At 73.2% G+C, this 24,633-nt stretch carries 19 protein-coding genes; 12 read left to right on the top strand and 7 right to left on the bottom strand.

Annotated elements, in window-relative coordinates; genetic code table 11:
- Positions 1 to 138: 138 nt before the first annotated feature.
- The 10 genes from IE244_RS22335 to IE244_RS22290 all read left to right on the top strand — a co-directional run bounded on the left by IE244_RS22335 (position 139) and on the right by IE244_RS22290 (position 13,074).
- Positions 139 to 2,496: a hypothetical protein gene (locus tag IE244_RS22335; protein ID WP_191875337.1), complete on the top strand. Its 2,358-nt coding sequence runs from the start codon at positions 139 to 141 to the stop codon at positions 2,494 to 2,496.
- Between the two features lie 66 nt (positions 2,497 to 2,562).
- Positions 2,563 to 3,870 (top strand): CHAT domain-containing protein, encoded by a 1,308-nt coding sequence (locus tag IE244_RS22330; protein WP_191875336.1) that lies wholly within the window; start codon positions 2,563 to 2,565, stop codon positions 3,868 to 3,870.
- A gap of 435 nt (positions 3,871 to 4,305) precedes the next feature.
- On the top strand, positions 4,306 to 4,968 hold the full coding sequence (locus IE244_RS22325) for a hypothetical protein (RefSeq protein ID WP_191875335.1): 663 nt from the start codon (positions 4,306 to 4,308) through the stop codon (positions 4,966 to 4,968).
- A 138-nt stretch (positions 4,969 to 5,106) separates the two neighbouring features.
- Positions 5,107 to 6,789 (top strand): ABC transporter substrate-binding protein, encoded by a 1,683-nt coding sequence (locus IE244_RS22320; RefSeq protein ID WP_229854275.1) that lies wholly within the window; start codon positions 5,107 to 5,109, stop codon positions 6,787 to 6,789.
- Positions 6,786 to 7,730 carry an ABC transporter permease gene (locus IE244_RS22315; protein ID WP_191875334.1) on the top strand — a complete coding sequence of 315 codons (945 nt, stop codon included), beginning with the start codon at positions 6,786 to 6,788 and terminating at the stop codon, positions 7,728 to 7,730. The genes IE244_RS22320 and IE244_RS22315 overlap by 4 nt, the downstream gene beginning before the upstream one ends.
- Positions 7,727 to 8,719, top strand: coding sequence for an ABC transporter permease (locus IE244_RS22310; RefSeq protein WP_191875333.1), 993 nt, complete (start codon positions 7,727 to 7,729; stop codon positions 8,717 to 8,719). The genes IE244_RS22315 and IE244_RS22310 overlap by 4 nt, the downstream gene beginning before the upstream one ends.
- Positions 8,716 to 9,537: an ABC transporter ATP-binding protein gene (locus IE244_RS22305; protein ID WP_191875332.1), complete on the top strand. Its 822-nt coding sequence runs from the start codon at positions 8,716 to 8,718 to the stop codon at positions 9,535 to 9,537. The genes IE244_RS22310 and IE244_RS22305 overlap by 4 nt, the downstream gene beginning before the upstream one ends.
- Positions 9,534 to 10,505, top strand: a complete 972-nt coding sequence (locus tag IE244_RS22300; protein ID WP_229854274.1) for an ABC transporter ATP-binding protein — start codon at positions 9,534 to 9,536, stop codon at positions 10,503 to 10,505. The genes IE244_RS22305 and IE244_RS22300 overlap by 4 nt, the downstream gene beginning before the upstream one ends.
- Positions 10,505 to 11,785 (top strand): alpha/beta fold hydrolase, encoded by a 1,281-nt coding sequence (locus tag IE244_RS22295; protein ID WP_191875331.1) that lies wholly within the window; start codon positions 10,505 to 10,507, stop codon positions 11,783 to 11,785. The genes IE244_RS22300 and IE244_RS22295 overlap by 1 nt, the downstream gene beginning before the upstream one ends.
- Before the next feature lie 53 nt (positions 11,786 to 11,838).
- Positions 11,839 to 13,074, top strand: coding sequence for a M6 family metalloprotease domain-containing protein (locus IE244_RS22290; RefSeq protein WP_191875330.1), 1,236 nt, complete (start codon positions 11,839 to 11,841; stop codon positions 13,072 to 13,074).
- Here the strand turns inward: IE244_RS22290 and IE244_RS22285 are convergent.
- The gene (locus tag IE244_RS22285) at positions 13,061 to 14,050 is read right to left on the bottom strand and encodes a LysR family transcriptional regulator (RefSeq protein ID WP_191875329.1); all 990 of its coding nucleotides are present in this window, start codon (positions 14,048 to 14,050) and stop codon (positions 13,061 to 13,063) included. The two genes, IE244_RS22290 and IE244_RS22285, sit on opposite strands and share 14 nt — an antisense overlap.
- A gap of 243 nt (positions 14,051 to 14,293) precedes the next feature.
- On the opposite strand from IE244_RS22285, the gene IE244_RS22280 reads away from it, so the two are divergent.
- Entirely contained in the window at positions 14,294 to 15,115 is an 822-nt protein-coding gene (locus tag IE244_RS22280; RefSeq protein ID WP_191875328.1) for an SCO6745 family protein, read from the top strand.
- Here the strand turns inward: IE244_RS22280 and IE244_RS22275 are convergent.
- The 3 genes from IE244_RS22275 to IE244_RS22265 form a co-directional block, all read right to left on the bottom strand.
- A complete protein-coding gene (locus tag IE244_RS22275; protein WP_191875327.1) occupies positions 15,102 to 15,794 on the bottom strand; it encodes an HAD family hydrolase in 693 nt (230 codons plus the stop codon). The two genes, IE244_RS22280 and IE244_RS22275, sit on opposite strands and share 14 nt — an antisense overlap.
- 176 nt (positions 15,795 to 15,970) lie before the next feature.
- Positions 15,971 to 18,808 carry a type 2 lanthipeptide synthetase LanM family protein gene (locus IE244_RS22270; protein WP_229854273.1) on the bottom strand — a complete coding sequence of 946 codons (2,838 nt, stop codon included), beginning with the start codon at positions 18,806 to 18,808 and terminating at the stop codon, positions 15,971 to 15,973.
- Positions 18,809 to 18,987: 179 nt separating this feature from the next.
- Entirely contained in the window at positions 18,988 to 19,188 is a 201-nt protein-coding gene (locus IE244_RS22265; RefSeq protein ID WP_031163102.1) for a DUF6229 family protein, read from the bottom strand.
- Positions 19,189 to 19,601: 413 nt separating this feature from the next.
- Here IE244_RS22265 and IE244_RS22260 point away from each other — a divergent pair, with 413 nt between their 5' ends.
- Positions 19,602 to 20,051, top strand: coding sequence for a hypothetical protein (locus IE244_RS22260; RefSeq protein ID WP_191875326.1), 450 nt, complete (start codon positions 19,602 to 19,604; stop codon positions 20,049 to 20,051).
- 8 nt (positions 20,052 to 20,059) lie between these two features.
- On the opposite strand, the gene IE244_RS22255 is transcribed toward IE244_RS22260, so the two are convergent.
- From IE244_RS22255 to IE244_RS22245, 3 genes are read right to left on the bottom strand one after another with little or no spacing between them, the layout of a single operon-like run.
- A complete protein-coding gene (locus IE244_RS22255) occupies positions 20,060 to 20,707 on the bottom strand; it encodes a hypothetical protein (protein WP_191875325.1) in 648 nt (215 codons plus the stop codon).
- Positions 20,704 to 21,018, bottom strand: a complete 315-nt coding sequence (locus tag IE244_RS22250; RefSeq protein ID WP_191875324.1) for a hypothetical protein — start codon at positions 21,016 to 21,018, stop codon at positions 20,704 to 20,706. The genes IE244_RS22255 and IE244_RS22250 overlap by 4 nt, the downstream gene beginning before the upstream one ends.
- Entirely contained in the window at positions 21,015 to 24,461 is a 3,447-nt protein-coding gene (locus IE244_RS22245) for a CHAT domain-containing protein (RefSeq protein ID WP_191875323.1), read from the bottom strand. Before IE244_RS22245 ends, IE244_RS22250 begins: the two co-directional genes overlap by 4 nt.
- Between the last annotated feature and the right edge of the window lie 172 nt (positions 24,462 to 24,633).

The following is a 24,633-nucleotide window of genomic DNA, read 5'->3' as shown; positions in this document are numbered from 1 at the left end:
AGGACGCAACAACTGGCTTATCTACACCATGAGTTGACGGAAGCCCAACCGCAGGCGCCGAAGGATTGCCTCCCGGGGGCCAGGCGGGCACCGTGGAGACCGACGTCGCCGGCTCCGCCTGTCCCAAGGAAGTCGCCCGTGGGAATTCGCAGCTCTGTGCAGATCATGGCCCTGTCGGTACGTCTGGACGCGCGGCTCAAACAGATCGACCTCACCGCTGGCACAGCCGGGCTGGTGGCGCTCGACGCGGCCCTGGAAGACGCGACACGGCTGAGGCGGTTGCTCGAACAGAGCCGCGAGACGCACGTGATCTCCACCGTGGTGCTGATCAGGTTTCACAGCCTTCGCCATCACCTGCTTCCCCTCGGGGAGGGCACAGGGGATCTGCACATCGCCGCCCGTCTGGTGGATGCGGCGCTGAAGTCGAATCCGGCGCTCGTCCCCGGAGCTCTCCGGGCCTGCCGGAACGCCGACGAGGTCGCGGCTCTCCTGGTCTGCGACCGGGTTCGGCGGATGCTCACCGAGGCGGACGCCACGAGCGACCGCTCTTCGCTGGACCAGGCCATCGGTCTGGTGCGTGCCGCCCTCCCCTGTATCTCCACGGCAAACCCGCAGCGGGGAGTGGTGGCTTCGCTGCTGTCCGCGGCGTACCTCACACGGCACCAGCGTTTCCACGAGCCGGAGGACTGCGACGAGGCCGTCAACGCGGGACGGGAGGGAGTGCGGTGTTCGGCCACACCGTCCGACCGGGCCCGCGCACAGTTCCACCTCGGCCGCGCGTTGCTCGCCGCGTTCGCCCGCACCACCGCCGCCACCGAACTGGAAGAAGCGATCGGTCTGCTCAGGGCCTCGGTCTCGGCCACCCCGAAGACGGACCCCGCACACGAACCGCGGCGCGACCTGCTGGCTGCCGCCCTGCAGTCGGCCGAGCATGTCGAGGGGCTGCTGGACGACGGCGTCGCGATCAGCCGGGCCGTCATGGAGATCACGGGCGACGGCGATCCGTACCGGGCGCAACGCCTGGAAGGCCTGGGCTTCTTCCTGGTCGGCCGGTACTACAAGTCCGGCTCCCTCTCCGACTTGGACGAGGGCATAGCCGCGTTGCGCGAAGCCGTCGCCGCGTCCTCGGCCGATGACGACGGACTCCCCTGGCGCAACCTCCAGCTGGGGGAATCGCTGCTCCTCCGGGCCCAGCACACCGGCGCCCCCGGCGACCTGGACGACGCCGTCGCGATCACCCGCGTCGCGCTGTCCCTCATACCGGAGGGCGACCCCCGCACGGCCGACTACCTCACCGCACTCGCCGGACAGTTGAGGGTCCGGGCCGAGCGCGGCTTCTCCGTCGAGGACCTGGACGAGGCCATCACGCTGGGCCGGGCGGCCGTGGCCCGCGCCGGGACGGACCGATCCCACGCGCGGGAGGGGAGCCACGGCCTGATCAATCTGAGCGGCGCGCTCGGCACCCGGTTCGCCTGGTTCGGGGCCCTGTCCGACCTTCGCGAGGCCATCGACGTCAGCCGGGCCGCCGTGGCCGCCGCCCACTCCGGAAACCGAGCGCTGTGCCTGTCGAACCTCGGCGCCAACCTGCAGCGGCTCTTCGTCTGGTCGCAGGAGCCGGCCGATCTCGACGCGGCGTTGGAGACGGCGCGCGCGGCAGTGGAGGCATGTCTGCGGTCGGACCAGGACCGCAAGCGGTATCTCGCGAACCTGGCCGCCCTGCTCAGCATGCGCGTGACCCTGGGCACGGGACCGTCCGGAGATCTTGACGAGGCGATCGCGGCGAGCCTGGCGGCCCTGGAGCTGACACCGGTGGGGCATGAGGACCGCCCGCGCTGGCTCGCCGGCCGAGCGCTGATGCTGCGCAGCCGGGCCGAGCGCGACCGGGCCGCGACAGAAGCGGCCGAAGCCGTCACGCTCGCGCAGACGGCCCTGGACGAGCTTCCCGCCGTCCACGCCGACAGGGGCCAGCTGCTGTCCGTCGTGGCGTCCTGCCTCGATCTGCACGCGGAGTTGGCCGCATCGCCCGCCGACGCGCGCCGGGCGATCGGGCTGTGGAGCGAGGCGGCGGAACTGGCGGCGTCGCCGGTGATGGCGCGCATCACGTCCGCGCGGGCCGCCGCCTACGCGGCGGCGTCGCTGGAGCCGGGGGGCACGGCGGCGGCCGACCTGTATGCGAAGGCGGTATCCCTGCTGCCCCTGGTCGCCTCGCGCGCGATCGAACGCCGCAGCCAGGAACAGCGGCTCCAGAGCGTGGTGGACGTGGCGGGCGACGCCGCTGCCTGCGCCCTGGCGACCGACCGGGCCGAGCGGGCCGTGGAGCTGCTCGAACAGGGGCGGAACCTCATCTGGAACCAGACCCTGGACGCGCACGACGACTTCGCCGACCTGCGTGCGCACCACCCTGAACTGGCCGATCGGCTCCGTGCCGTCTCCTTGGGGCTCAGCGACACGCGTCTCGACGAGACCGGCTTGTTCCCACCCCTCGCACCGCCCTGAGCGGGTAGCGCGGCAACGCCGGTGATCGACAGGAGTCCGCAACGCGCGGGGAATCGGGGATCCGACATGACGAGTGCCCCACGGCCCGAGGCGGCCGCCGCACACACGGCCGAACGACGCATGGCCCTGGCACGCGAGTGGGACCGGCTCATCGAAGAGATCCATGGGCTCGACGGGTTCCAGGACTTCCTCGCACCACGGCTGGGCACCCTCCTGCCCACCGCGCGCTCCGGCCCCGTCGTCGTCCTCAACACCAGCCGGTGGCGCTGCGACGCGCTGGTGGTCACCACGGGCGGGGTCCAGGCCGTGCCTCTGCCCCGGCTGACCGTCGAGTCGATCGCCGAGCGCACCGTGACCCATCTCGAAGCGCTCCAGGAAGTGGAGCTGGCCGTCCACGACCTGCAGACGGCCCGCCTGGAGTACGGCCGGGGCGAGCCCATGTCGGCCGCGGCCAGGCACCGTTCGCGGGCGATGGTGGCCCTGCACCGCGCTCTGGAGAGGCGCGAGACGACGCTGGTGTCGCTTCTGCGGTGGCTGTGGGACACCGTCGCCGAGCCGGTGCTGGGATTCCTGGGCTTCGTCGAGCCGCCCGGCGGCGACACCGCCGCATGGCCTCGGCTGTGGTGGTGTCCCACCGGTCTCCTCACCCTCCTGCCCGTGCACGGCGCCGGCTACCACGACGGAAGCCGCCGCACCGTCCTGGACCGTGTGGTGTCGTCCTACACCCCGACGCTGCGTGTGCTGGCGGAGGCCCGGCGGCCGCTCGGCTCGCGCCCCGACGACGAGCGCCTGCTGATCGTGTCGCTTCCCGACGATCCCGACCAGGCGCCGCTGACCGATGTCGCCCGTGAACGAGAGCTGCTCCTCTCCCTGTTCCCGGACCGGCACACCTTGCTGGAAGGCGCCGACGCCACGGTGCAGGCCGTACGTTCGCAGCTCCCACGACACCGGTGGGTGCACTTCAGCTGTCACGGGGGCCAGGACCTGCTGGACCCGTCCCGAGGGGGCCTCGCGCTCCACGGCGGCGACGTTCTCCGCATCACCGACTTCGGCGCCCAGCGGCACCGCGGCGAGTTCGCGTTCCTGTCCGCCTGCCAGACCGCCACCGGCGTGGCGACGCTCCCCGACGAGACCATCACGTTGGCGGCGGCCATGCACTACACCGGCTACCGGCAGGTCATCGGGACGCTGTGGTCGGTGTACGACGACATCGCCGCCGACGTCGCCACGGCGGTGTACTCGGACCTCACCTCCACCGGCCGTTTCGAGCCCGCCCGCTCGGCCCGCGCCCTGCACACGGCGGTGCGCGCGCTGCGTGACGACCGGCGCCTTGCGCCCGGTGTGTGGACACCGTTCACTCATACCGGGCCCTGAGGGACCGTCACCCGGAGACGGACCGCAGCCGTTCGTCCGTGGCCTCCCCCGACCCGTCACCCGTACCGGGCCCCGAACCGGGGCCCGCCACCGCGACCGCCCCTCAGGAGTGACCATGGCCTTCGCCCTGCCTGGCCGGAGGCGTCGTCGACCGCTGCCCTACCGGGAGACGACCGCCGCGGAATACGGAGCGCATGTGGCGCGGACCTTCACCGTGACCGAGCCGAGACCCGACACTCTCATCCTGAGCGGGCGCTGCCCCCGCTGCGCGGCGGCCATCGACGTTCCGGTCGTCAGCGGCGTCTTCCGGGCCGGCGGCCCCCGGTTCGGCCGACGACAGCGGGGGGCGCCGGACGGTGCGGCACGGTCGCGGGTCGAACTGATGATGTGCACGTGCGACGAGGATCACCCCGACCGGCCGGAAGGCCGGTACGGATGCGGCGCCTACTGGACCGTGCGCGTACCGGCGGCACCCCGGTGAGCCGCCCGCTCTCCCCGGACCCCACCCCGGCCACCCATGCCGACCTGCGCCTGGCGCAGGAACGCGACCGGCTGCTGCGCACGGAACTGCCCCGCGTACGCGCGGCGGCCGCCGCGTGGCGCAACGGGCTCGGCGGGCTGCTCGCCGCCCTCGTGGGGTTCAGCCTGGTCAGGGGCCGCTCGGACATCGGTCAGCTGGCCGAGCGCTGGGCCGTGGCCGTGGGGTTCCTGCTCCTGGCGGCGTTGGTCGTCGGCACGTCGGGAGCACTGATGCTGCTGCGGGCCGCCCACGGAAGGCCGGCCGTCACCGCGGCCGAGGATCTGCTGCCCTCCCCCGTCGGTGACCATCTCGAGGCGCTCGACTGTGCCAAGGCCCTGCGCAGTGGGATCGCCCTCACCCTCGCCTGTGCGCTTCTCCTGCTGAGCGCGGTGGCGACCACCTGGTACGGACCGGAGCGTACTGGCCCGATGACCCAGGTCACCACGCCCTCCGGCACGTTCTGCGGGTCCACGGTCCGGGTCGGTCACGGCACCCTGGTGCTCAGGACCGCGGCCGGCGAGGTCACGGTCGACCTCGCACGCGTCTCGACCCTCAGCGCCGCCACGGCATGTCCCTGAGCGGCCCGGCGGGTTCGGCCCGCTCCCTGCGTCCATAACCCGATGTTCTGGGGATTCGAGAGCTGGTCGTCGGGACCGGGCCCCTCCACCCTTGGCCCAAGCCCGCTGTGCAATGTCACATCACATAGGAGCTCAATCGTGAGAGCACGACGATCCGGGATGGTCATGGCCGCCGCCCTCGGGCTCGTCGCCGTCGCCGGCTGCGGAGGAGCCGGCGGAGGCGACGGGCAGGGCGGACCTGCGAGCAGGGGAGGCACCCTGCACGTGCTGTCCAGCACCGACCTGGAGCACCTGGACCCGGCCCGCAACTACGTCACGTCCTCCGAGGACGTGGGCCGCCTCCTCTACCGGACGCTGACGACATACGCGGCGGCACCCGGGCCGGCCGGAGGAAGGATCGTGCCCGATCTGGCGACGGACACCGGACGGCCGAGCGCCGATGCCCGCACCTGGACCTTCACGCTCAAGGCGGGGGTGAAGTTCGAGGACGGGCGGCCCATCACCAGCCGGGACGTCAAGTACGGGGTCGAGCGGACGTTCGCCGCGGAACTCCCCGAAGGGCCGCCGTACGCACGGATGTGGCTTGCGGGAGGCCGGAGTTACCACGGCCCCTACAAGGACAGGCGCGGGCTCGCCTCGATCCGGACGCCTGACGACAGGACGATCGTCTTCCGGCTCGACCGGCCGGTGGCCGACTTCGGTTCGGCGGTGTCGCTGCCGATCTTCGCCCCGGTTCCGCGGGACAAGGACACCGGGGTCCGTTACGACAGCAGGCCGTTCTCGTCCGGCCCGTACAAGATCGGGGACTTCGAACCCAAGAAGCGGCTCACGCTGGTCCGGAACACGCACTGGAGCCGGGCCACCGACACGGTGCGCAAAGGCCTGCCGGACAAGATCGTGATCGATCTCGACCTCGATCCGGCCGTCGTCGACCAGCGGCTCATCGCCGCTCAGGGACAGGACGCGGACGCCGTCGCCTTCGCGCCCCTCGGTCCGGCCTCGGTCGGGCCGGTGATGGCCAACCCCGCGGTACGGGCGCGACTGGTCACCGGCGAGTCGATCAACACGCGCTACCTGAGCATCAACACCCGGCACAAACCGCTGGACGACGTCCGGGTGCGGCGGGCGATCGCCTACGCGCTGGACAAGGACGCGCTGCGCACCGCCCGGGGCGGCCCGATCGCCGGCAAACTGGCCACCACCCTGCTGCCGCCGTCGCTCCCCGGCGCCGTCCCCGACGACCCCTTCCCGAGCCCCGGCGGCAAGGGCGACCCGGCCAAGGCCAAGGCGCTGCTCGCCCAGGCGGGCCACACCTCGGGCCTGACCCTCACGCTCGACACCCCGGCCACCGCGGGCGGACAGACGCAGGGCGAGGCCGTACAGGCGTCCCTGGCCAGGGCCGGGATCAAGGTGACCATCAACGCGATCAGCTCGTCGGCGTTCTACAGCACCGTCGGGAACACCTCCCAGGAGCACGACCTGGTGATCGACGGCTGGACCCCCGACTGGCCCGGCGCCTCCACCTATCTGCCCCTCGTGTTCGACGGCCGGCTGATCACCCCCGAGGGCAACAACGACCACGCCCAGTACAACTCGCCCACCGTCAACGCCCGCATCGACGCGATCGCCCGGATGAAGACCCCGGCCGCCGCCGCGACGGCGTACGGAGAACTGGCCCGGCACATCATGCGGGACGCGCCGGTCGTGCCCTTCCTGTGGGACAAGGCAGCCGTCCTGACCGGACCTCATGTCAGCGGCGCCTACGGGCACATCGCCTACGTCGGCGAGCTGGACCTGGTCTCGCTGGGGCTGCGCAAGTGACCGGGACCCTTCCCGCCCCGGTGCCGTCCGCCGCACCACCGCACGTCGGACCGCGCGAGTCGTCCCTGCTGCGCCGGCTGCTGGCCCAGCGCTCCGCCGCGGTCGCGCTGACGGTGGTCGTGCTCCTGGTGCTGGTCGCCCTCGCGGCCCCGCTGATCGCCTGGGCCGCCGGCACCTCCCCGACCGACTTCCATTCCGAAGCGGTGGATCCGGCGCTCGGCGGACTGCCCCGCGGCACCGGGGGCGGGATCAGCGCCACGCACTGGCTGGGCGTCGAGCCCGGCAGCGGCCGGGACATCCTCGCCCGGGTCGTCTACGGCGCCCGGGTCTCACTGCTGATCGCCCTGCTCGCCACCGCGGTGTCGGTGGCGCTCGGCACGGCGCTCGGACTGGTCGCCGGGTTCTTCGGCGGCTGGACCGACACCGTCGTCGGCAGGCTGATGGACCTGCTCATGTCCTTTCCCGCCCTCATCTTCATGATCGCGCTGATCTCCGCGGCGCCGGGTGTGAACCGGCAGCTGCTGCTGGTCGTCGTGCTCGGCTTCTTCGGGTGGCCGTACGTCGGGCGGATCGTGCGCGGGCAGGCCATGGTGCTCGCGCGGGGTGAGTTCGTGGCCGCGGCGCGGGTGCTGGGCGCCTCCCGGCGCGCGCTGCTGGCCCGGGAGGTACTGCCCAATCTGAGCGGGCCGGTCCTCGTGGTCGCGACCATGTCGATCCCCGGCTACGTGGCCACCGAGGCGGGCCTGTCCTTCCTCGGCATCGGAGTGCGCCCGCCGACCCCCTCGTGGGGGCAGATGATCGCCTCCGCCGTGCCGTGGTACGCCGCCGACCCCGTCTACTTCCTCGTCCCGGGCGTCTTCCTGTTCGTCACCGTGCTCGCCTTCAACGTGCTGGGTGACGCGGTACGGGACGCACTCGATCCCCGGAGCCGCCGACGATGATCCTCTATGTCCTGCGCAGGCTGGCCGCGACGGCGGCGATCCTGCTGGTGGTCTGCGCGGCCACCTTCGCGATCTTCTATCTGATGCCCGCCGACCCGGCCCAGGGCGCCTGCGGAAAGGCCTGCAGCCCGGAGCGGATCGCCGAGATCCGCACCACGCTCGGTCTGAACCACTCGGTGTTCGTGCAGTTCCGCGACTATCTCGTCGGCATCGTGGCCGGCCGCGGCTTCGGCACGGGGGCACATGCCGTGAACTGCCCTGCCCCCTGCCTGGGCTTCAGCTTCCAGACGGATCAGCCGGTGTGGCGGATGCTCACGGACCGGCTGCCGGTCAGCGTCTCCATCGCCGTGGGCGCGGCGGCACTGTGGCTGATCGTCGGGGTCACGGCGGGGGTGGTCTCGGCACTGCGCCGGGGCAGCCTGTGGGACCGGGCGGCGATGACGGCGGCGCTGGGCGGGGTCTCGCTGCCCGTGTACTTCACCGCGCTGGTGCTGCAGTACCTCCTCGTCGTCAAGCTCGGTCTGCTGCCCTATCCGCAGGCGGTCCCGCTCACCGCGGACCCGGTCGGCTGGGCGGGGTCGATGGTCATGCCGTGGATCACGCTGGCGATGCTCTACGCCGGCATCTATGCCCGGATCACCCGCGGCGAGATGCTGGACAGCCTCGGCCAGAACTACGTCCGCACCGCCCGCGCCAAGGGCCTGTCCGAGCCGGCCGTGCTACGTCGCCATGCGCTGCGGCCGGCGCTGATGCCCATCGTGACGATCTTCGGCATGGACCTCGGCGCGCTCCTCGGCGGCGCGCTCATCACCGAGTCCGTCTTCGGTCTGCCTGGTGTGGGCAAGCTCGCGGCCGATGCGATCAACAGCGCCGACCAGCCGGTGATCCTCGGGGTGACGCTCTTCGCCGCGTCGTTCGTCGTGCTCGCCAACGTCGCGGTGGACCTGGTCTACGCGCTCCTGGACCCGAGAGTGAGGGCCGTGGGATGACCCTGCTGACCGTACGTGATCTGACCGTGGACTTCGCGGGCGGCGTACGCGCCGTCGACGGACTCGATCTGGACCTGGCCGCCGGGGCGGTGCTCGGCGTGGTGGGTGAGTCCGGCAGCGGCAAGTCCGTGACCAGCCTGGCCGTCATGGGTCTGCTGCCGGATGCCCGTGTCACGGGTGAAGTCCGGTTCGACGGCCGGCGGTTGACCGGACTGGACGGGCGGTCGCTGCGCCGGCTGCGTGGCGACCGGATCGCGATGATCTTCCAGGATCCGCTGTCCTGTCTGAACCCCTACTACCCGGTGGGCTTCCAGATCGCCGAGGCCTACCGTGCGCACCGGCGGGCCGGGCGCCGCGAGGGGCACCGGGTCGCGGTGCGGATGCTGGACCGGGTCGGCATTCCCGAGCCCGAGCGGCGTGCCCGCGCGTATCCGCACGAGTTCTCCGGCGGTATGCGCCAGCGCGTGATGATCGCGATGGCCCTGTGCCTGGAGCCCGACCTGCTCATCGCCGACGAACCGACCACCGCGCTCGACGTGACCGTGCAGGCCCAGATCCTGGAACTGCTGCGGGAGCTGCGGGAGATGTCCGGCACCGCCGTCATGCTCATCACCCATGACATGGGCGTGGTCGCCGGACTGGCCGACGAGGTCGTCGTGATGTACGGCGGCCGTGCGGTCGAACGGGGCCCGGTCCGCGAGGTGTTCTACCGTCCGCGTGACACCTACACCAAGGGCCTGCTCGCCTGTGTGCCCCGGGTCGACGGGCCGCTGCCCGACCGGCTGCCCACCTTGTCGGCACGGGAGGTGACCGCGTGAACGCACCGCTGCTGCAGGCGCGCGACCTGGTCAAGCGGTTCCCGGTACGGCACGGCCTGACCAGACGGCTCGCCGGACAGGTCAGGGCGGTCGACGGTGTGTCGGTGCGGGTGGACGCGGGAGAGACACTGGGTCTGGTCGGCGAGTCCGGCTGCGGCAAGTCCACCGTCGCCCGGTTGCTGACCCGGCTCATCGAGCCGACCTCGGGCACGGTCTCGGTGTCCGGACGGGAACTGACCACGCTGGACGGGCGGTTGATGCGGCCCGTGCGCCGCGACCTGCAGATGATCTTCCAGGATCCGTACTCCTCGCTCAACCCCCGTCACACCGTCCGGCAGATCCTGACCGCCCCGTACCGCTACCAGGGGCTGACCCCCGACGAACCGGTGGAGGAGCTGCTGGAGCGGGTGGGCCTGCGGCCGGAGCACGCCGCCCGCTACCCCCATGAGTTCTCCGGCGGCCAGGCGCAGCGCATCGGGATCGCCCGGGCGCTGGCGCTGCGGCCGAGGCTGGTGGTGTGCGACGAGCCCGTCTCGGCGCTCGACGTGTCGGTCCAGGCCCAGATCCTCAACCTGCTCAAGGACCTGCAGCAGGAGTACGGGCTCGCCTACGTGTTCATCGCGCACGATCTCGGCGCGGTCCGCCAGATCAGCACGCGCGTCGCCGTGATGTACCTGGGCACGGTCGTGGAGACGGCCGACCGGGACACGCTCTACGGCCGCGCCGCGCACCCGTACACGCACGCCCTGCTCTCGGCCGTACCGCTGCCCGACCCGGACGCCGAACGGGCCCGTGAGCGGATCGTGCTGCGCGGTGACCTGCCCAGTCCGCTCGCTCCGCCCAGCGGCTGCCCGTTCCGCACGCGTTGCCCCCGGGCGGCCGACCGCTGTGCCGCCGAGCGGCCCCTCCTGCGCACGATCGCCTCGGGCCACGAGGTCGCCTGCCACTATCCCGAGGGAAGGACCTGATGAGCCTCAGCTACCGCCTGCCCGGTCTCGCCGTGACCGACCACACCTTCACCGTGCCGCTCGACCACGCCGACCCCGCGGGATCCTCGATCCAGGTGTTCGCCCGGGAACTGTCCGACCCGGCCCGCGCCGGCGAGCGGCTCCCCTGGCTGCTGTTCCTGCAGGGCGGCCCCGGAGGCAAGTCGCCCCGACCGCTGAACGCCGCCACCGGGTGGCTCACCCGTGCCCTCAGGAGCCACCGGGTGCTGCTGCTGGACCAGCGCGGCACCGGCCGGAGCACGCCGGTGACGGCCCGGTCGGCCGAGCGGTTCTCCGATGCCGGCGAGTTGGCCGGACACCTGGCTCTCTTCCGCGCGGACTCGATCGTCGCCGACGCGGAGCTGATCCGGCACGAGCTGTGCGGCGACGAGCCATGGGAGACACTCGGCCAGAGCTACGGCGGCTTCGTCACCCTGACCTACCTGTCCCAGGCCCCCGAAGGACTGCGTTCCTGCTACATCACCGGCGGCCTGCCCGGCCTGGACGCCACCGCCGACGACGTGTACGGGGCCACGTACCCCCGGGTCAGGGAGAAGGTGACCGCGTTCTACGCCCGTCACCCGGGTGACCGCGATCTGGTCCGGCGCATCGCCGACCTGCTCGACCGCCGGACCGTCCGGCTGCCCGACGGAGACCGGCTCACCGTCCGGCGGCTGCGCACCCTCGGTCTGATGCTGGGCATGGGCGACGGAGCACAGCGCCTGCACTGGCTGCTGGACGAAGCCCTCGGCACCGACGGCGCACTCTCGGCGACCTTCCTGCAGCAGGTGACGAACCTGACCGGGCTCGTCGACAATCCCCTGTTCGCCGTGCTGCAGGAGGCCTGCTTCGCACAGGGCGGGCGGCCCACGGACTGGGCCGCCGCCCGCGCGCTCGCCGGCCGCCCGGAGTTCGCCGAGGACGCCGACCCGCTGCTGTTCACCGGCGAGATGATCTATCCCTGGATGTTCGAGGAGATCGCCGGGCTGCGGCCGTTCCGCGACGCGGTCCGGCTGCTGGCCGAACGAGCCGACTGGCCCGAGCTGTACTCGCCGCCGCGGCTGGCGGCCAACCAGGTGCCGGTGGCCGCCGCGATCTATCACGACGACATGTACGTCCCGCCGGAGCTGTCACTGCCGACCGCGCGGTCGGTCGGCGGGCTGCGTGCCTGGGTCACCAACGAGTGGGAGCACGACGGGGTGAGCGCGTCCGGCGAAGGTGTGCTGTCCCGTCTGATGGACATGGCCGCCGGACGCGCCTGACATCCCCGCACCGACCGGACGAGACGGACCGGCCGCAGGAGAGAAGAGGAGACATGTCCGGATCCCCCCACAGGCTCAGGGCCTTTGCCGCGGGTGCCGCCGCGACGGCGTTCCTGTCGTTCGGCGCCGCCGCCGCGGCCCCGACCGCCGCCCAGGCCGCGGCCACCGCCCGGCCCGTGCTCGCCGTGCCCGAGCACGGCGCGGCTCCGGCCACGGAGTGCGCCCTTCCCGGCCGGACCGGCTGGACGGACGAGGGCCACACCACCGACTACACCACCCAGTTCCAGCGCCCCCTCGGCACCAGACACGTGCTGATGCTGTTCGTCGACTTCCCCGACGCCCAGGCCTCGGGCTCCACCTCCGGCTACTACCGGCAACTCGCCCCGGCCGCCGACTGGATGAAGCGCGACTCCTACGGACGGACCACGCTGGACATCACCCCGCTGGGCCGGTGGATCCGGATGCCGCAGGACTCCACCAGCTACGGCTTCCAGCGCGGAATCACCTTCGAGCAGCACGAGGCGTACGTCCGGCAGGCGGTGGCCGCAGCCGACCCGTACACCGACTTCTCCCGGTTCGACATGGTCTACGTCGTCCCGGTGAGGTCCGCCTCCGCGATCAGCTTCTCGCCGACGTACCTGTACGACCCCACGACCGCGGGCGTCAGCGCCGACGGCACACGCATCAAGTGGGCCGTGACGTTCGGGCAGGACATGTGGCACTGGGGCTTCAAGGTCGCCGACCACGAGACCAGCCACACCTTCGGACTGCCCGATCTGTACGCCTTCACCGGCACCGACTACCACCGCTTCGTCGGCGGCTGGGACCTCATGGGCGACATCGCCGGCGCCGCCCCGCAGCACCTCGGCTGGGAGCGGTGGAAGTTCGGCTGGATCGACGACCGCCAGGTCGCCTGCCTGCCCGCGAGCGGAAGCCGCACGGTCCGCCTCAGGGCCGTGGAAAGCCCCGGCGGTACGAAGATCGCGGTGATCCGCACCGGCGAGACCACCGCGTACGTCGCCGAATCCCGCAGGGCCGTCGGCGCGGACGGGCAGGCCTGCTCCACCGGAGTGCTGATCTACCAGGTGGACACCTCCCTCCAGACCGGCTACGGCCCGGTCCGGATCGTGAACGGCGATCCCGGCGCCACCCCGCCCCCGGGCTGCCGGGCACTGGACATGGCGGCCTTCCGCCCCGGCCAGTCCTTCACCGACCCGGCCACGCGTGTCCGGATCGACGTCGAGGGCGGCGACGCGCTCCAGGACGAGATCTCGATCACCAAGCAGTGAGACCGCCGGCTCTCCCGGACAACCGCGGCAGCTCCGGATGGCGGCGCCGCCATCGCGCGTACGCCGGTGCGGCGGCGCAGGCGGCGAGGTACCCCTCGGCCACCCTGCGGACGACCACGTCGCCGTGTGCGGCCAGCGGCCCGTCGCGGCGCCAGCCGAGTACATGGCGGTACCAGAGCGGGCTGCGGAAGAGGGGGCGCACCGCGACGCCGGGCACCTCGGTGAAGGTCGCCTGGCACAGGCTGACGGCCAGCCCCGCCCGCACCACGTCGATCAGTTGCTGGCCTTCGGCCTCGTAGGGAGCGTGAGGCTGACGGCCCGTCCGGGAGAAGACGGACGACCAGTACTCCCGGGTGCGATCACCGTCCGGGTGGGGCAGGGCCCAGTCCTCCCCGATGAGTTCCTCCAGGCGCACCTCGTCACCCGCGGCGAGCGGGTGGGCGGACGGCAGGAGGGCGAAGACGGGCTCGGTGGCGACCGGGCACAGGACGACCGCCTCGCGCGGCGGGAGTTCATGGCCGGGGTTGTCGCCGAGTACCGCCGCCTCCAGCCGTCCCGCCGCGAGGTCGTCCAGCAGGGGCGAGGGGGAGCGCCGGCACCGGGTCGTCACCTCCGCGCCGGGGATCAACTCCCTGGTCGCCACGATGAGTTCGGTGAGCAGCGGCGCGCCCGCCGACCCGAGGCGTATCCGGCCCGGGGTGGTTCCGCAGCGAGCCGCGCGGACGGTGTCGGAGAGCAGGCCGTCGATGCCCGGCAGGATGGCCCGCGCCCGGGGCAGGACCAGTTCACCCAAGGCGGTGGGTACGGCTCCCGCCTGCCCTCGGTCGAAGATCGCTCCGCCCAGCATGGCTTCGATACGCCGGAGTTGGGCGCTGAGCCCCGGCTGGGTCATACGCAGTGACGCGGCGGCACGGGTCAGGCTTCCGGCCTCCGCGATCGCGCAGATCACACGCAAGTGCCGTACCTCTAGATCCATGGCGCGGATGGTAGGGAGCGGCGAGGGCCTTCCGTCAGGGGGCGGCGCGGCATGGTCCCATATGAAATGTCACATGCCGTCCAAGTGTTATGGGACACGCCGCACACATGAGGCCGGCTCACGCCCTTGACAGGCCACTCTCCCCACTGAAGGCTACCGACCAGTTGGTATGCTGCGCGGACGCCCGGTGCGTACGGAACAGCAGCGCACACCCCGTTCGCCGACTTCCCGAAGAGGTGACCCATGAAGGCAGCGCGTGCGGCCTGGCGCGGACTCGAACCCGTACACGGCATGATCTACTTCGTCCCGGAGGCACGGCGACGGTACGGAGACCTGGGACTGAGCGCACGCGCCGGGTACTTCGCCTCGCGGAGCGCCGCGTTCGGCCGGGCATCCGCCGAGCTGGTCATCTCGACCTTCTACAACTTCAATCCCGATCTGGTGCGCCAGGCACTCGACGGGGCCTGGGACGCGACGACGCCGCAGCAGGTGCTGGAGGCGCGGTACGCGGCGGCGGGCGAAGCGCTGCGGCGGGCCGGGATCCACGAGCTGCCGCACCTGGCGGAGGTCGTGGAGCTGACCCGCCGGGCAGCCGAGGCGGCCTGTGAACACGCGGAGGGCCGCCCGTTGTTCGCCGCGCACGCCGCGCTGCCCTGGCCGCAGGAGCCGGTGCTGCAGCTGTGGCACGCCCAGACGCTGCTCCGGGAGTTCCGTGGGGACGGCCATGTCGCGTGTCTGCTCAGCGAGGGCGTCGGGGGCTTGGAGGCCCTGGTTCTGCACGCCGCCACCGATGAGATTCCCGTCGACTTCCTGAAGGCGAGCCGTGCCTGGCCCGAGGACAAGTGGGCCGGCACCCAGGAGCGCCTGCGCGAGCGAGGCCTCCTCGACGGCGACTCCCTCAGCCCGGCTGGCGTGCTCCTGCGCCGCCAGATCGAGGAGCGCACCGACCGTCTGGCCCTTCCGGCCTACGCCGCCCTGGGTGAGGGCGGCTGTGAGCGCCTGGCCGAACTCGGGAGCCCCTTCGGCCACGCCGTGCTCGAAGCGGGCCTTCTCACACTCGGCTGACCCCGCATCCCTCCCGCTGCCGGGTACGCGATCCGCCGGTCGCGAAGTCCAGGATGTGCGGGACCGCCTCACGCAGACTGGCGAAGTGGCGGTGCACGCCTTCCACCGCGACATCGGTGTTCACGCCCCAGACCGTCATCCCGGCCCCCCGTCCGGACCGCACTCCGGACGGGGCGTCCTCGATGACCAGACAGTCTCCCGGCTCGGCACCCAGCCGCTCGGCGGCCCGCAGATACGGGACGGGCGAGGGCTTGCCCTCCTCGACGGCGGCGGCGTCGACTATCAGGTCCGGCACCGGCAAGCCGGTCCGCAGGAAGCGGCCGCGCACCCGGTGCTCGTAGTTCGAGGTCACCAGCGCCCAGGATCCGGGCGGCAGCCCGTGCAGCAGCTCCGACGCACCGTCGAAAGCCGCGTAGACGCCGGACCGGACGTCCTCGTCCTCCAGCTCGTGCAGCGTGGCCAGGCACGCGCGGGGATCCCGGTCCGGGGCGACCTGGGCGAAGGTCTCCATGGGCCGTGTCCGCAGCGCCACCCGGTAGACGTCGTCCGCGTCCAGCCCGTAGCGCTCCGCCCATGTCCCCCAGACCCGGCGCTGGTTGCTCACCGCGTCGATCAACGTGCCGTCGACATCGAACAGGACGTACTTCGTGCGGGCGGGCCCCGCGGATCCACTGGTCACCCATCGATCATGCCAGGCGGCGAGGCCGCGTCCCAGGTGCCTGTCCCGCCCCCGGGGCGGAACGATCGGCTCGTCCCCTCGCGCGCCCGGTGTCAGGCCGTCCACGCCCTACGCGGCAGACGCTCGCCGCACCTTCACGGTCACGGACCGCCCGGTGCCCGGCCGCTGTTCCGGCTTCAGTCCAGGAGCAGGCAGTTGGGCAGGTCCGCCGCGGGATGCATGCGCAGGAGCGTGTGCAGGACACCGGCGAGGCCGGACATGAGGCTGGGCGAGAACGCCTCGCGGGCCAGGCCGCCGACGGGGCCGCGCTGTTCGAGACCGGTGAGGATCTCCGCGTCGAGGTCGAGCGGGTCGCCGAAGCCCAGGGAGGTGAGGAACTCCCAGAGGCCGAGGTCGCCGTGGCAGAGGGTGTGGCTCCACCCGAAGCCCTCGGCGGCGCAGGCGCGTGCGGCGCGTTCGGCCATGTCGAGGTGGACGGGATCGCCCGTGCGCCGGTGCAGGTCGAGCATGCCGATGCCGATTCCCGCACTGCCGTGGCACCAGCTGGTGAAGAAGTCCTCCTCGGCTCCGATCCGGACGTCGAGCCAGTTGCCCTGTCCGGGCCGCCAGAGCGACTCCTGGAAGGCGAAGGCCTGCTGAGCCAGGTGCCTCCAGCCGTCGCGTTCGGCCACGGAGCCGGCGTCGCTGAGGGCGAGCCGGGCCAGCGCCCAGCCGATGCCGGTGGCGCCGTGGGCGAAGCCGCCGATGCCCTCGGGGTTGAGCCGGGTCGTCCAGCGGGCGCCGCTCTCGTCGAGCGCGGCCAGCCCGGTCAGCCGGCGCCCGATGTGTGCGGCGGCGGCGAGCCACCGGTCCTGCCCGGTCGCGGTGGCCAGGTCGAGCAGGGGGACGATCGCGCCCGCGGCCCCGTTGAGGAGGTCCACCTCGATGTCGTTCTCGACCAGCTCAGCGCCCTCGGTGAGCAGCCGGGCGCGCTCGGCGGCCCGCTCCAGCAGGGAGTCCTCGCCGAGCACCCGGTGCAGCGCCAGCCAGGTCCACACCTGGGAAGCGGCGCCGCTGAAGGCTCCGGCCGACGGCGTCGGCGTGCGGTCCTCGGTGCCGAGCAGCACGCGCAGGGCGCCCTCGAACGTCTCGGCCACGCCCGGGATGTCGTCGGCCCGGCCGGCCCGTACCTCGGTCAGGTACTCCGCGAGCGTCAGCGCGACCCCGCCCTGCCCGGTGTAGAGGTCGGCGGGCAGCACCCGGATGGACCATCCGGCGGGAGTGAAGACGGGGCTGATCCAGGTGACGGTACCGTCCGCGCCGCGCACCGCGCCGTCGCACAGCCGCCGTACCATCTGCGCGGCCAGGTCCCGGCGGCGCCGCTCCCGGTCGCGCGCGTGCGGGTCGCGGGCGGCGGCCTGCACCCGGGCGGGCAGCGAACGCTCGTTGAGGTAGGCACCCACCAGCGCGTCCTGGATCACCGCCTCCTCCAGCGCCAGATCGGCGGTGCGCCAGTCCTCGACCGTGTCGTGTACGGACGTCGCGTCCACGGCGAAGGTGAACATCGGTACGTCCCCGGCCAGCAGGTCCGCGATCTCGCTGTCGAGGGTCGCCCGGTCGGCGGGCGCTCCGGGCAGCACCTCGGCGTTGCGCCGCAGGATGTCCCGGGCCCGCTCGACCGCTGCCGCCTCGTCGTGCAACGACGCCGGATGCCACAGCATCCGCCCGATGTCGACGTACGCCTGCGTCGGCCGCCGGATACGCCGCGCCTGGGTGCCCTCGAAGCGCTGCAGCAGCCGGTACGGGTCCCGGCCGGGCCGGTGCAGGTGCGCGGTCATCTCGCGAAAGCCGGTGAGGATCCGGTCCCAGTACGTGCTCAGGACGGGTGTGGGGCTGGGGTGGTTGCCGGTGGCGGGCATCGCCACCAGGTCCACCTGGAAACGGGCCGCCGCGGTGCCGCCGTCCGCGATCACCGGGTTCGGGATGAGCGGCTGCTGGCCGGGCAGCGCCCCGACCCCGGAGATGTCCACTCCGCCGAGTGCGAATCCGGTGCCGCGCACGGGCAGCAGTCCGGTCCGCAGCACCGTACGGCGAATCGCCGCCGCGGCCACGTCCACCGCGTCGCCCCGGTCGCCGGGCGGGAACGGCGCCGGGGCGTCGAAGAGTGTCTCGGCGTCCACGATCACCGGCACCGGACCGGCGGCGATCATGTTCTCGGCGTGCATGTCGGTGCCGCCGGTGAACCGGAGGACGGCCAGCCAGTGTCCGACAGCGCGGTAGAACGCGGCGAGTTCGGCGTCGTCCACGCAGTACCGGTGGGGGACGAACTCGGCCCAGCCGTAGCCCTCACGCGCCAGCGTGCGCGGCACGCGGATGCGCTCGTCCGCCGCCGGGGCACCGGGGAAGTCCGCGAACAGCTCGTCCAGCAGGGCGCCCAGTGCCACGTCGATTCCGGACGGCCGGGGCTTGTACATGACGCTTCCGCCCGCGAGGTCGACCCGGCTGACGGTCAGTCCGCCCCGGTGGCTGTCGCCCGCGCCGAAACCGACCGCGCGCAGCTCTCCCGGTGAGCGGCCCAGCAACGGCGCCAGCAGTGAACGGTCCGCGGCGAGCCGTGTCGCGAACGCCGCCGTCGCCGCCACCGACAGCCGCGCCACGGACGCGATCCGCCGGCCGAGGCTCGGGTACCGGCCGGCCAGCCGGTCGAGGTAGCCCGGGTCGCTGGCCTGCTCGATGAACGCGGACCAGGTCTCCTTGTCGGTGACGGGCTCCCCGGCACCCGCCGTTCCCACGTCACCCGCCGTCAGGCGCAGCGCGTGCAACTCGATCAGGAACAGGCGGGAGAGCTTGGCGTGCAAGGACCTGAGGAGGGCGGTGTGGCCGGCCTCCAGCACCACGTCCCGTTCTCCCCGGCCGAGTGCGTCCACGTCGGCCAGCCGCCGGGCCAGTTCGTCCCGCCAGGGCCGGGCGATGCCTCGTACGGGTTGGGTGAACCATTCCGCCTGGTCTCGCGTCTCCAGCCCCGAACCGCTCACCGTCCGCCTTCCCCGTGCCACCGTCGACGCGCCTCGAAGGCGCCCGGACGGAGCGTGGGGAATCGTTTCACCAGACCCGTCCCCCACACTCCTGCTCGCAGAAACTCACCCCGAGAAAGCGCTACGCAAGCGCAGGCCCTCACAGGGCACCGAATGCCTCGAAGGGCGAGGCCGACGTGTCAGCAGCACCAACTGCCGTGCGATCCGCTCGGGCTGGAACAGAAGCCGTAGAGGGAGTCGCTCGGGTCGGTCAGTGCGGCCTCGGCAGCCGTGCCGCCGACGTACAGCGGCCCGGCGGGGTTGGACTGGCCGTACGCGCTCTCGGCGCCCGACAGCCAGGCTTCGATCACGGCGGTGTGGGACACGCGGGTCTGGGGCATGGGTGGCCTCCGGACGTAGGAATGGGGCGGATTGCCCAGCCCTGAGTATGGCCGTTTCCGAACGCACGTCAGATGTCCGATTCGGCCACACGCAGGTGGTGCTGGTGCGGCGCCGCACCGTCTCCGGGGCCGACGAGGGGCTACGACGGCCACACCGTGCGACGTTCCGGGCAACGGCGGACTCCAGCGCACGGCACGGTCAGGGCGTGGGAGGTGGCGGAAAGAGGCCTCGACGTGCGGGGGGGTCGCGTGCGTTGCCGGCCGATCGGGCGCCCGCCGTCCCGACGCGAACGTCGTGCGTACGGCGCGGCCGTTCTCCTCGCCCGCCCGTGCAACTCTCCGGCCCCGCGGCCGGTCTCAACCACCGTACGGACCCACCCGGCCTTCCGTACAACTCACCCCAGGGGGAACACATGAGCATCGTCCGCAACCCCAGCCGCACCCTCGCGACCGCGGCCGGCGCCCTCCTCATGGCGGCGGCCCTCGGGACCGCCGGTGCCGGAACGTCCGCCGCCGAGGCCGCGGCGCCGCGGAGCCGGCTGATCGCCTCGTCCGTCCTCGGCAGCGACTACAAGGTCACGCTGACCGCGCTGCGGTCGACGCAGGACCAGTACGCCGCCTCCGTGCGACTGCGCGTCTACACGCGCACCGACGGCGGCTGGAAGGAGTCGGACCGGGTCACCGTGGGCGACGTCGACGGGTGGTTCTGGTACCCGCTCACGGGCAGCGGTGCCGTCTGCGCGTTCTCGACCGCGAGCACGGAGCCCGCGCCGCTCACCGTGAGCCTGCTGGTCACTCCGTCCATCGGCTGCTCCCGGCCCGCGCACTACGTCGTGAAGCATGGCAGGGTGTCCGCCGGCTGACCCGCCGCCTACCCGGCGGCGGGCGCGGGGCAGGAGGCGACCGGGGTGAGGGAGTCGGCCCGGGACAGGACCACGGTCGTGGCGACACCCCCCACCTTCAGCACGACCGTTCCCCGGCCGGCCGAGACGACCTCTCCGCACAGGGAGGTGGCGCCCTGCCGGACCAGCAGCCCCGGAGGGTCTTTCGGCGGGGCGTACCAGGTCACTCCGACCGCGGTGACCAGCAGTGCCGTGCACAGACAGGTCAGCACGGTGCCCGTGCGCAGGAAGCGGGCACTGGCCAGTGCCTCGTCGTGGTCCTCGACCTCCAGCGGCCGCCCGGTCGCGTCGTCGGCCTCGGACAGCCAGCGGGCGTACGGACGACCGTGCGCGGCGCGCAGCAGGCAGAAGGCGCCCGCTCCCCCCACCGTCAGGGCGGCCAGGAGCAGCAGTCCGACGGCCGTGGCCCAGCCGGGGGTGATCTGTCCGACGTCGCTGCGGCCTTTGATCAGGCTGAACCCCACGAGTCCGGCGAGGATCGCACCGAGCCCGTTGCGCCAGGCCACGGCGGCCTCGCGGACCCGGTCCAGCTCCCGCTCCAGGGCCCGGCGCACCGATCTGGCCCGGCGCAGCTGGGCGGCGGTCGGGGTGGGTCCGGGCAGCAGACCCCCGCTCATCCGCCCGCTCCGGCCGGGAGCTTCAGGCTCCAGAACGCACCGCAGCCGGGCCCGCCGTCCGGGGAGCCGTCGTACACCGCCTCGGCCGTACAGAACATCACGACCGGACGGCCGGGTGCCGCAACCGCTCCCGCGCCGTCCCGGAACAGTTCTTTCACCAGCGTGAACTCCATCTCCTGACCGCACCGCGGGCAAGGCCCGGACAGCACGAGCGCGGAGCCGAAGTCCTCCAGGGAGAAGGTGACCGCGGCGCGCTGCGCGAACTGCGGGTCGGTGCCGTGCTGATAGGGCAGGGGGGACGCTGCGCTCATCGGTGCTCTCCCGTGGGGTTCCGTCGGGGCCGTCCGTCCGGTGAACCGGTGCCGGCATGGCCCGTGTAGGTGAACGCCCCCCAGTCGGAGAGCGATGCGAAGGGGCGGGCGGGGGCCTGCGGGGGCGGGGCGGGCGGGGCCTTCGCGACGTCCGGGCCGCGCAGCACGCGCAGTCGCTCGGCCAGCGCGCCGTGCGGCAGGTCCCGTAGCGCGACCTGGGCGGCACGCAGCGCCTCCGCCGGTGCTGTCCCTTCGGCCCACCGGTCGACGAAGCCGGTCATCACCAGGCACGCGGCGAGGTCGTTGACCGGCCAGGACGCCGACACCACCCCCCGCGCGCCGGCGCCGATGAGGGTGCTCGGCAGGCCGACCACCTCGTCGGGCAGCTCCCGGCCCGCCACGGAGGTGGCGCATGCGGAGAGGATCACCAGGTCGAGTCCGGCGCGCAGGTCGAGCAGATCCCGTACGGCGAGGCGCGCGCCGCCGCCGAGGACGAGCGCGGAGGACAGGGGCTCGGCGGGGTCCGTCTCGGCGTGGCAGGCGAAGTGGGCGACGCCACCGCCCTGTCGGAGCCACTCCAGCACCCGCTCGGGTGTGGCTTCCTCGTCCACCAGCACCAGGGACTCGTCGAACCGGCCGGCGGCCGCCCGTACCTCCCGCTCGGCGAAGGGGAGTGCACGCAGGCCGGTGCCGCGCCCGACCGCCACTCCGAGGTACCGGGGTGCCCAGGCGGGTCCGCCCGTGGGCAGCACGCGCATGCAGGGCGCGAAGCCGACGGCGTGGCCGTCGAGCAGGAACCGGGGCGGCCGTCCGGCGCCGGGTGCGGCGTACGCCGTCTGCCACGGCAGGTGCACCAGCTCTCCCACGGGGATCAGGGTGAACGGCGCGCCCTGCCCGGGCACCACGTGGGCCAGGACGTCCTCCCAGGCCCACCGGGCGAACCGGTCGAGCCGCTCGCTGTCGCGCCACGTCCCGTCCTGCCAGGGGGCGAGCGCGGTCGCGCCCAGTCCGTCGAGGGGCGTGGCCCCTACGGCCGACTCCGCGACGGTGAAGGCCACGCCTGTTTCCGCGCCGGGAACGAGGTAGACGACGGTGCCGCTGCCGATGCGCGCGTCCGTGCCGGTCGGGCCGTCGGCCGTCCGGCCCAGCCGCAGGCGTTCGGCCAGCAGCAGGGCCCGGGTGTGTTCCAGGCGGGTGACCGCGCCGACCGCGTCGCCGGACCGCCAGGCCGCCACGGCCACCGCGGCGGGGAGACCGCGCGAGGTGCGCAGCCAGGTCTCCTTGGCCGCGCGCTGTCCCTGCTCGGCCACGAGCCGTCCCACCGCCTGCTCGGCGAGGTCGAAGGCGGCCACGGCCTGCGGATGCCGCTCCAGCCGGGTCTGCCACAGGCCCCACTCCATCGCGCCTTCCGCCGCGGCGGCCGGATACCGGTCACGGGCCACCTCGTAGCCCTGCCGGTAGCCCTCCTCGGCCTCCTCCAGCAGCTCCGGATCGGCGGTCAGCGCATGGCGCAGCCGGCACAGCCCGGCCCGTACGAACACGGCCGACACCCAGGTCCGCGACGCGGGGTGGGCCTCGGCGCGGGCCGCCTCGGCGTGGCCCGCGGCCTCCTCGGCCAGCGCCGCCGAACCGGTGCGTTCCGCCTGCGCGCCCAACGCGAGTGCCAGTCCGATGCGGGCGTTCACGGGCGAGCCCGCCTCCGGACCGCCCTGGGCGGTGGCCTCCCGTTGGGCGGCCACCGCGCGGGCCAGTTCCCGGGGATCGCCGGTGGCCTCGTAGCGCGCCTGGTGGGCATGGCCGAGGTTGTTCAGGACGGCTCGGCGTTCCGCCGGGTCCGCGGGCTGCGCCGCAGCGGCCAGCAGCCGCTCCACCGCCTCGTCCAGGTCGGCGGCCGTGCCACGCCGCTCGTACCGCTGGTGCAGGGCCACGGCCAGCCCGCTGTGCGCGGTGACGGTGTGCGGGGATCCCGGGCGCCTCCGGTCCGCGGCCTCCTGCCACAGCGCGACGGCCTCGTCCAGGTCGCCCATCGAGCCGCGCGCGAGGAACCGCTCGTACAGCCCGACCGCGAGGTTCCCCGCCGTCCGGGGCCGGTCGGGCAGCCCGCCCGGATCGGCCAGCGCCCGCCGCAGCAGATCCACGCCCCGGTCCAGGGCGTCGGCGTCGGAGGTGAGGCCCGCGAGCCGGACCAGCGCGCTGCCCCAGGCGTCGCGGAAGGAGGCGACCAGCTGTCCGCCCCCGGGCGGCAGATACGGTGCCGCCGCCTCCAGCTTCCGGCAGGCTTCCTCCCATTCCTGCGTGCCGCCGCCTCCGCCCTGCGCCTGCCGGGCGATCCGCGCCTCGGCCGCGGCGACGGTGGCAGCGAGGTACAGCGGGGACCGGGATCGCAGGGTCGCGGCCGCCTCCTCGGCCAACTCCACCGCCCGGTCGAGCAGTTCGGCCCCGTCGGCCGAAGCGGCGGCGGTCTCCCGGAGTACGACCGCGAGGTTGAGCTGCGCTCCGGCGCGCGCGGTGGAACCCTGTGGCAGTCCGGCCAGAGCCCGTTCGAGTGCCGTGCGGGCCCGTGCCAGGCCGTCGCGGGTGCCCAGCAGGCGGTAACGCTCGAAGTGGGCGATGCCCAGGTTCACCGCGCGCGCCGCCGGGTTCTCCGCCTGGGCGACCGGCCCGCAGGGATCGAGCAGCCGGATCACCTCGTCGAAGTCCTCCTCCGACTTGCGCCACACGGCCCGTACGAGCAGGGTGCGGGCGAGCCCCTTCTCCGGTGCGGCGCGCAGGCCGGGGTCGTCGCCCGCGAGGTCCAGCGCCTTTCGGGCACGGTCGAGGGCGTGGGTCAGCAGGCGTTCGTCGTGGTCGAGTTCGGCCTGTTCACGCAGGCATTCGCCCAGCACGTCGAGGGCGGAGATCCAGGTGTGCAGTTCCTCGGGGTCCTCGTCGCCGGCCGAGGGCGCCTCGCCCGCGGTGTCGAGTTCCCGCTCCAGCAGGGCCCGGGCCGTCTTCAGGTCGGCCGGGTCCCCGTCTGCCGCGAACCGGTCGGCCAGGCACCGCCCCAGGTGCGCCGCGGCCATGAGGCGCGGCCAGGTGCCTTCGTCGGCCACGGCCAGCACCGCCCGGAACAGGCCGATCGCCTCCCGGGCGTCGTCGAGGTCCCCGCGCTCCGTGAACCGCGAGTGGAGGGCGACGCCGAGGCGGAACTCCGCGTCAGGCCGGTCGTCGCTGTCACCGTCGAGCTCCGTCAGGGCGGCGCGGAAGTGGCGCACGGTGCCGTCCGGATCGCCCAGCCGCTCGCAGACCGCGCCCACCATCGCGTACCACGACTGCCGTTCCCCCGGCGCGAGGTCCGCGGGCGGACCGGCCGCGGCCCGGTCCCGAACGGGGCCCAGCACCCGCTCGGCGAGTTCCGGGGGCGGCACCCGCAGTTCCATCAACTCCGCCAGCGTCAACCGCACTTCGCTCCCCTGCGACGTCCGCGCTCGGCCCAGGTCCGTGCCGAGATCCTACGGGGCGTGGCGAGTCCGTACCGGCCGATGGGGAAAGACCCGGCGCAGTCCCCACGGGCCATCGACGACGCGCCGCCGGTCGCGTCCGGCACGGGGGCGGCGGCGCGGCCGCGGCGCACGG

This window comes from Streptomyces filipinensis (assembly GCF_014649495.1).
Lineage (GTDB): Bacteria > Actinomycetota > Actinomycetes > Streptomycetales > Streptomycetaceae > Streptomyces > Streptomyces filipinensis.
This window is presented reverse-complemented; position numbering and strand designations above follow the sequence as displayed.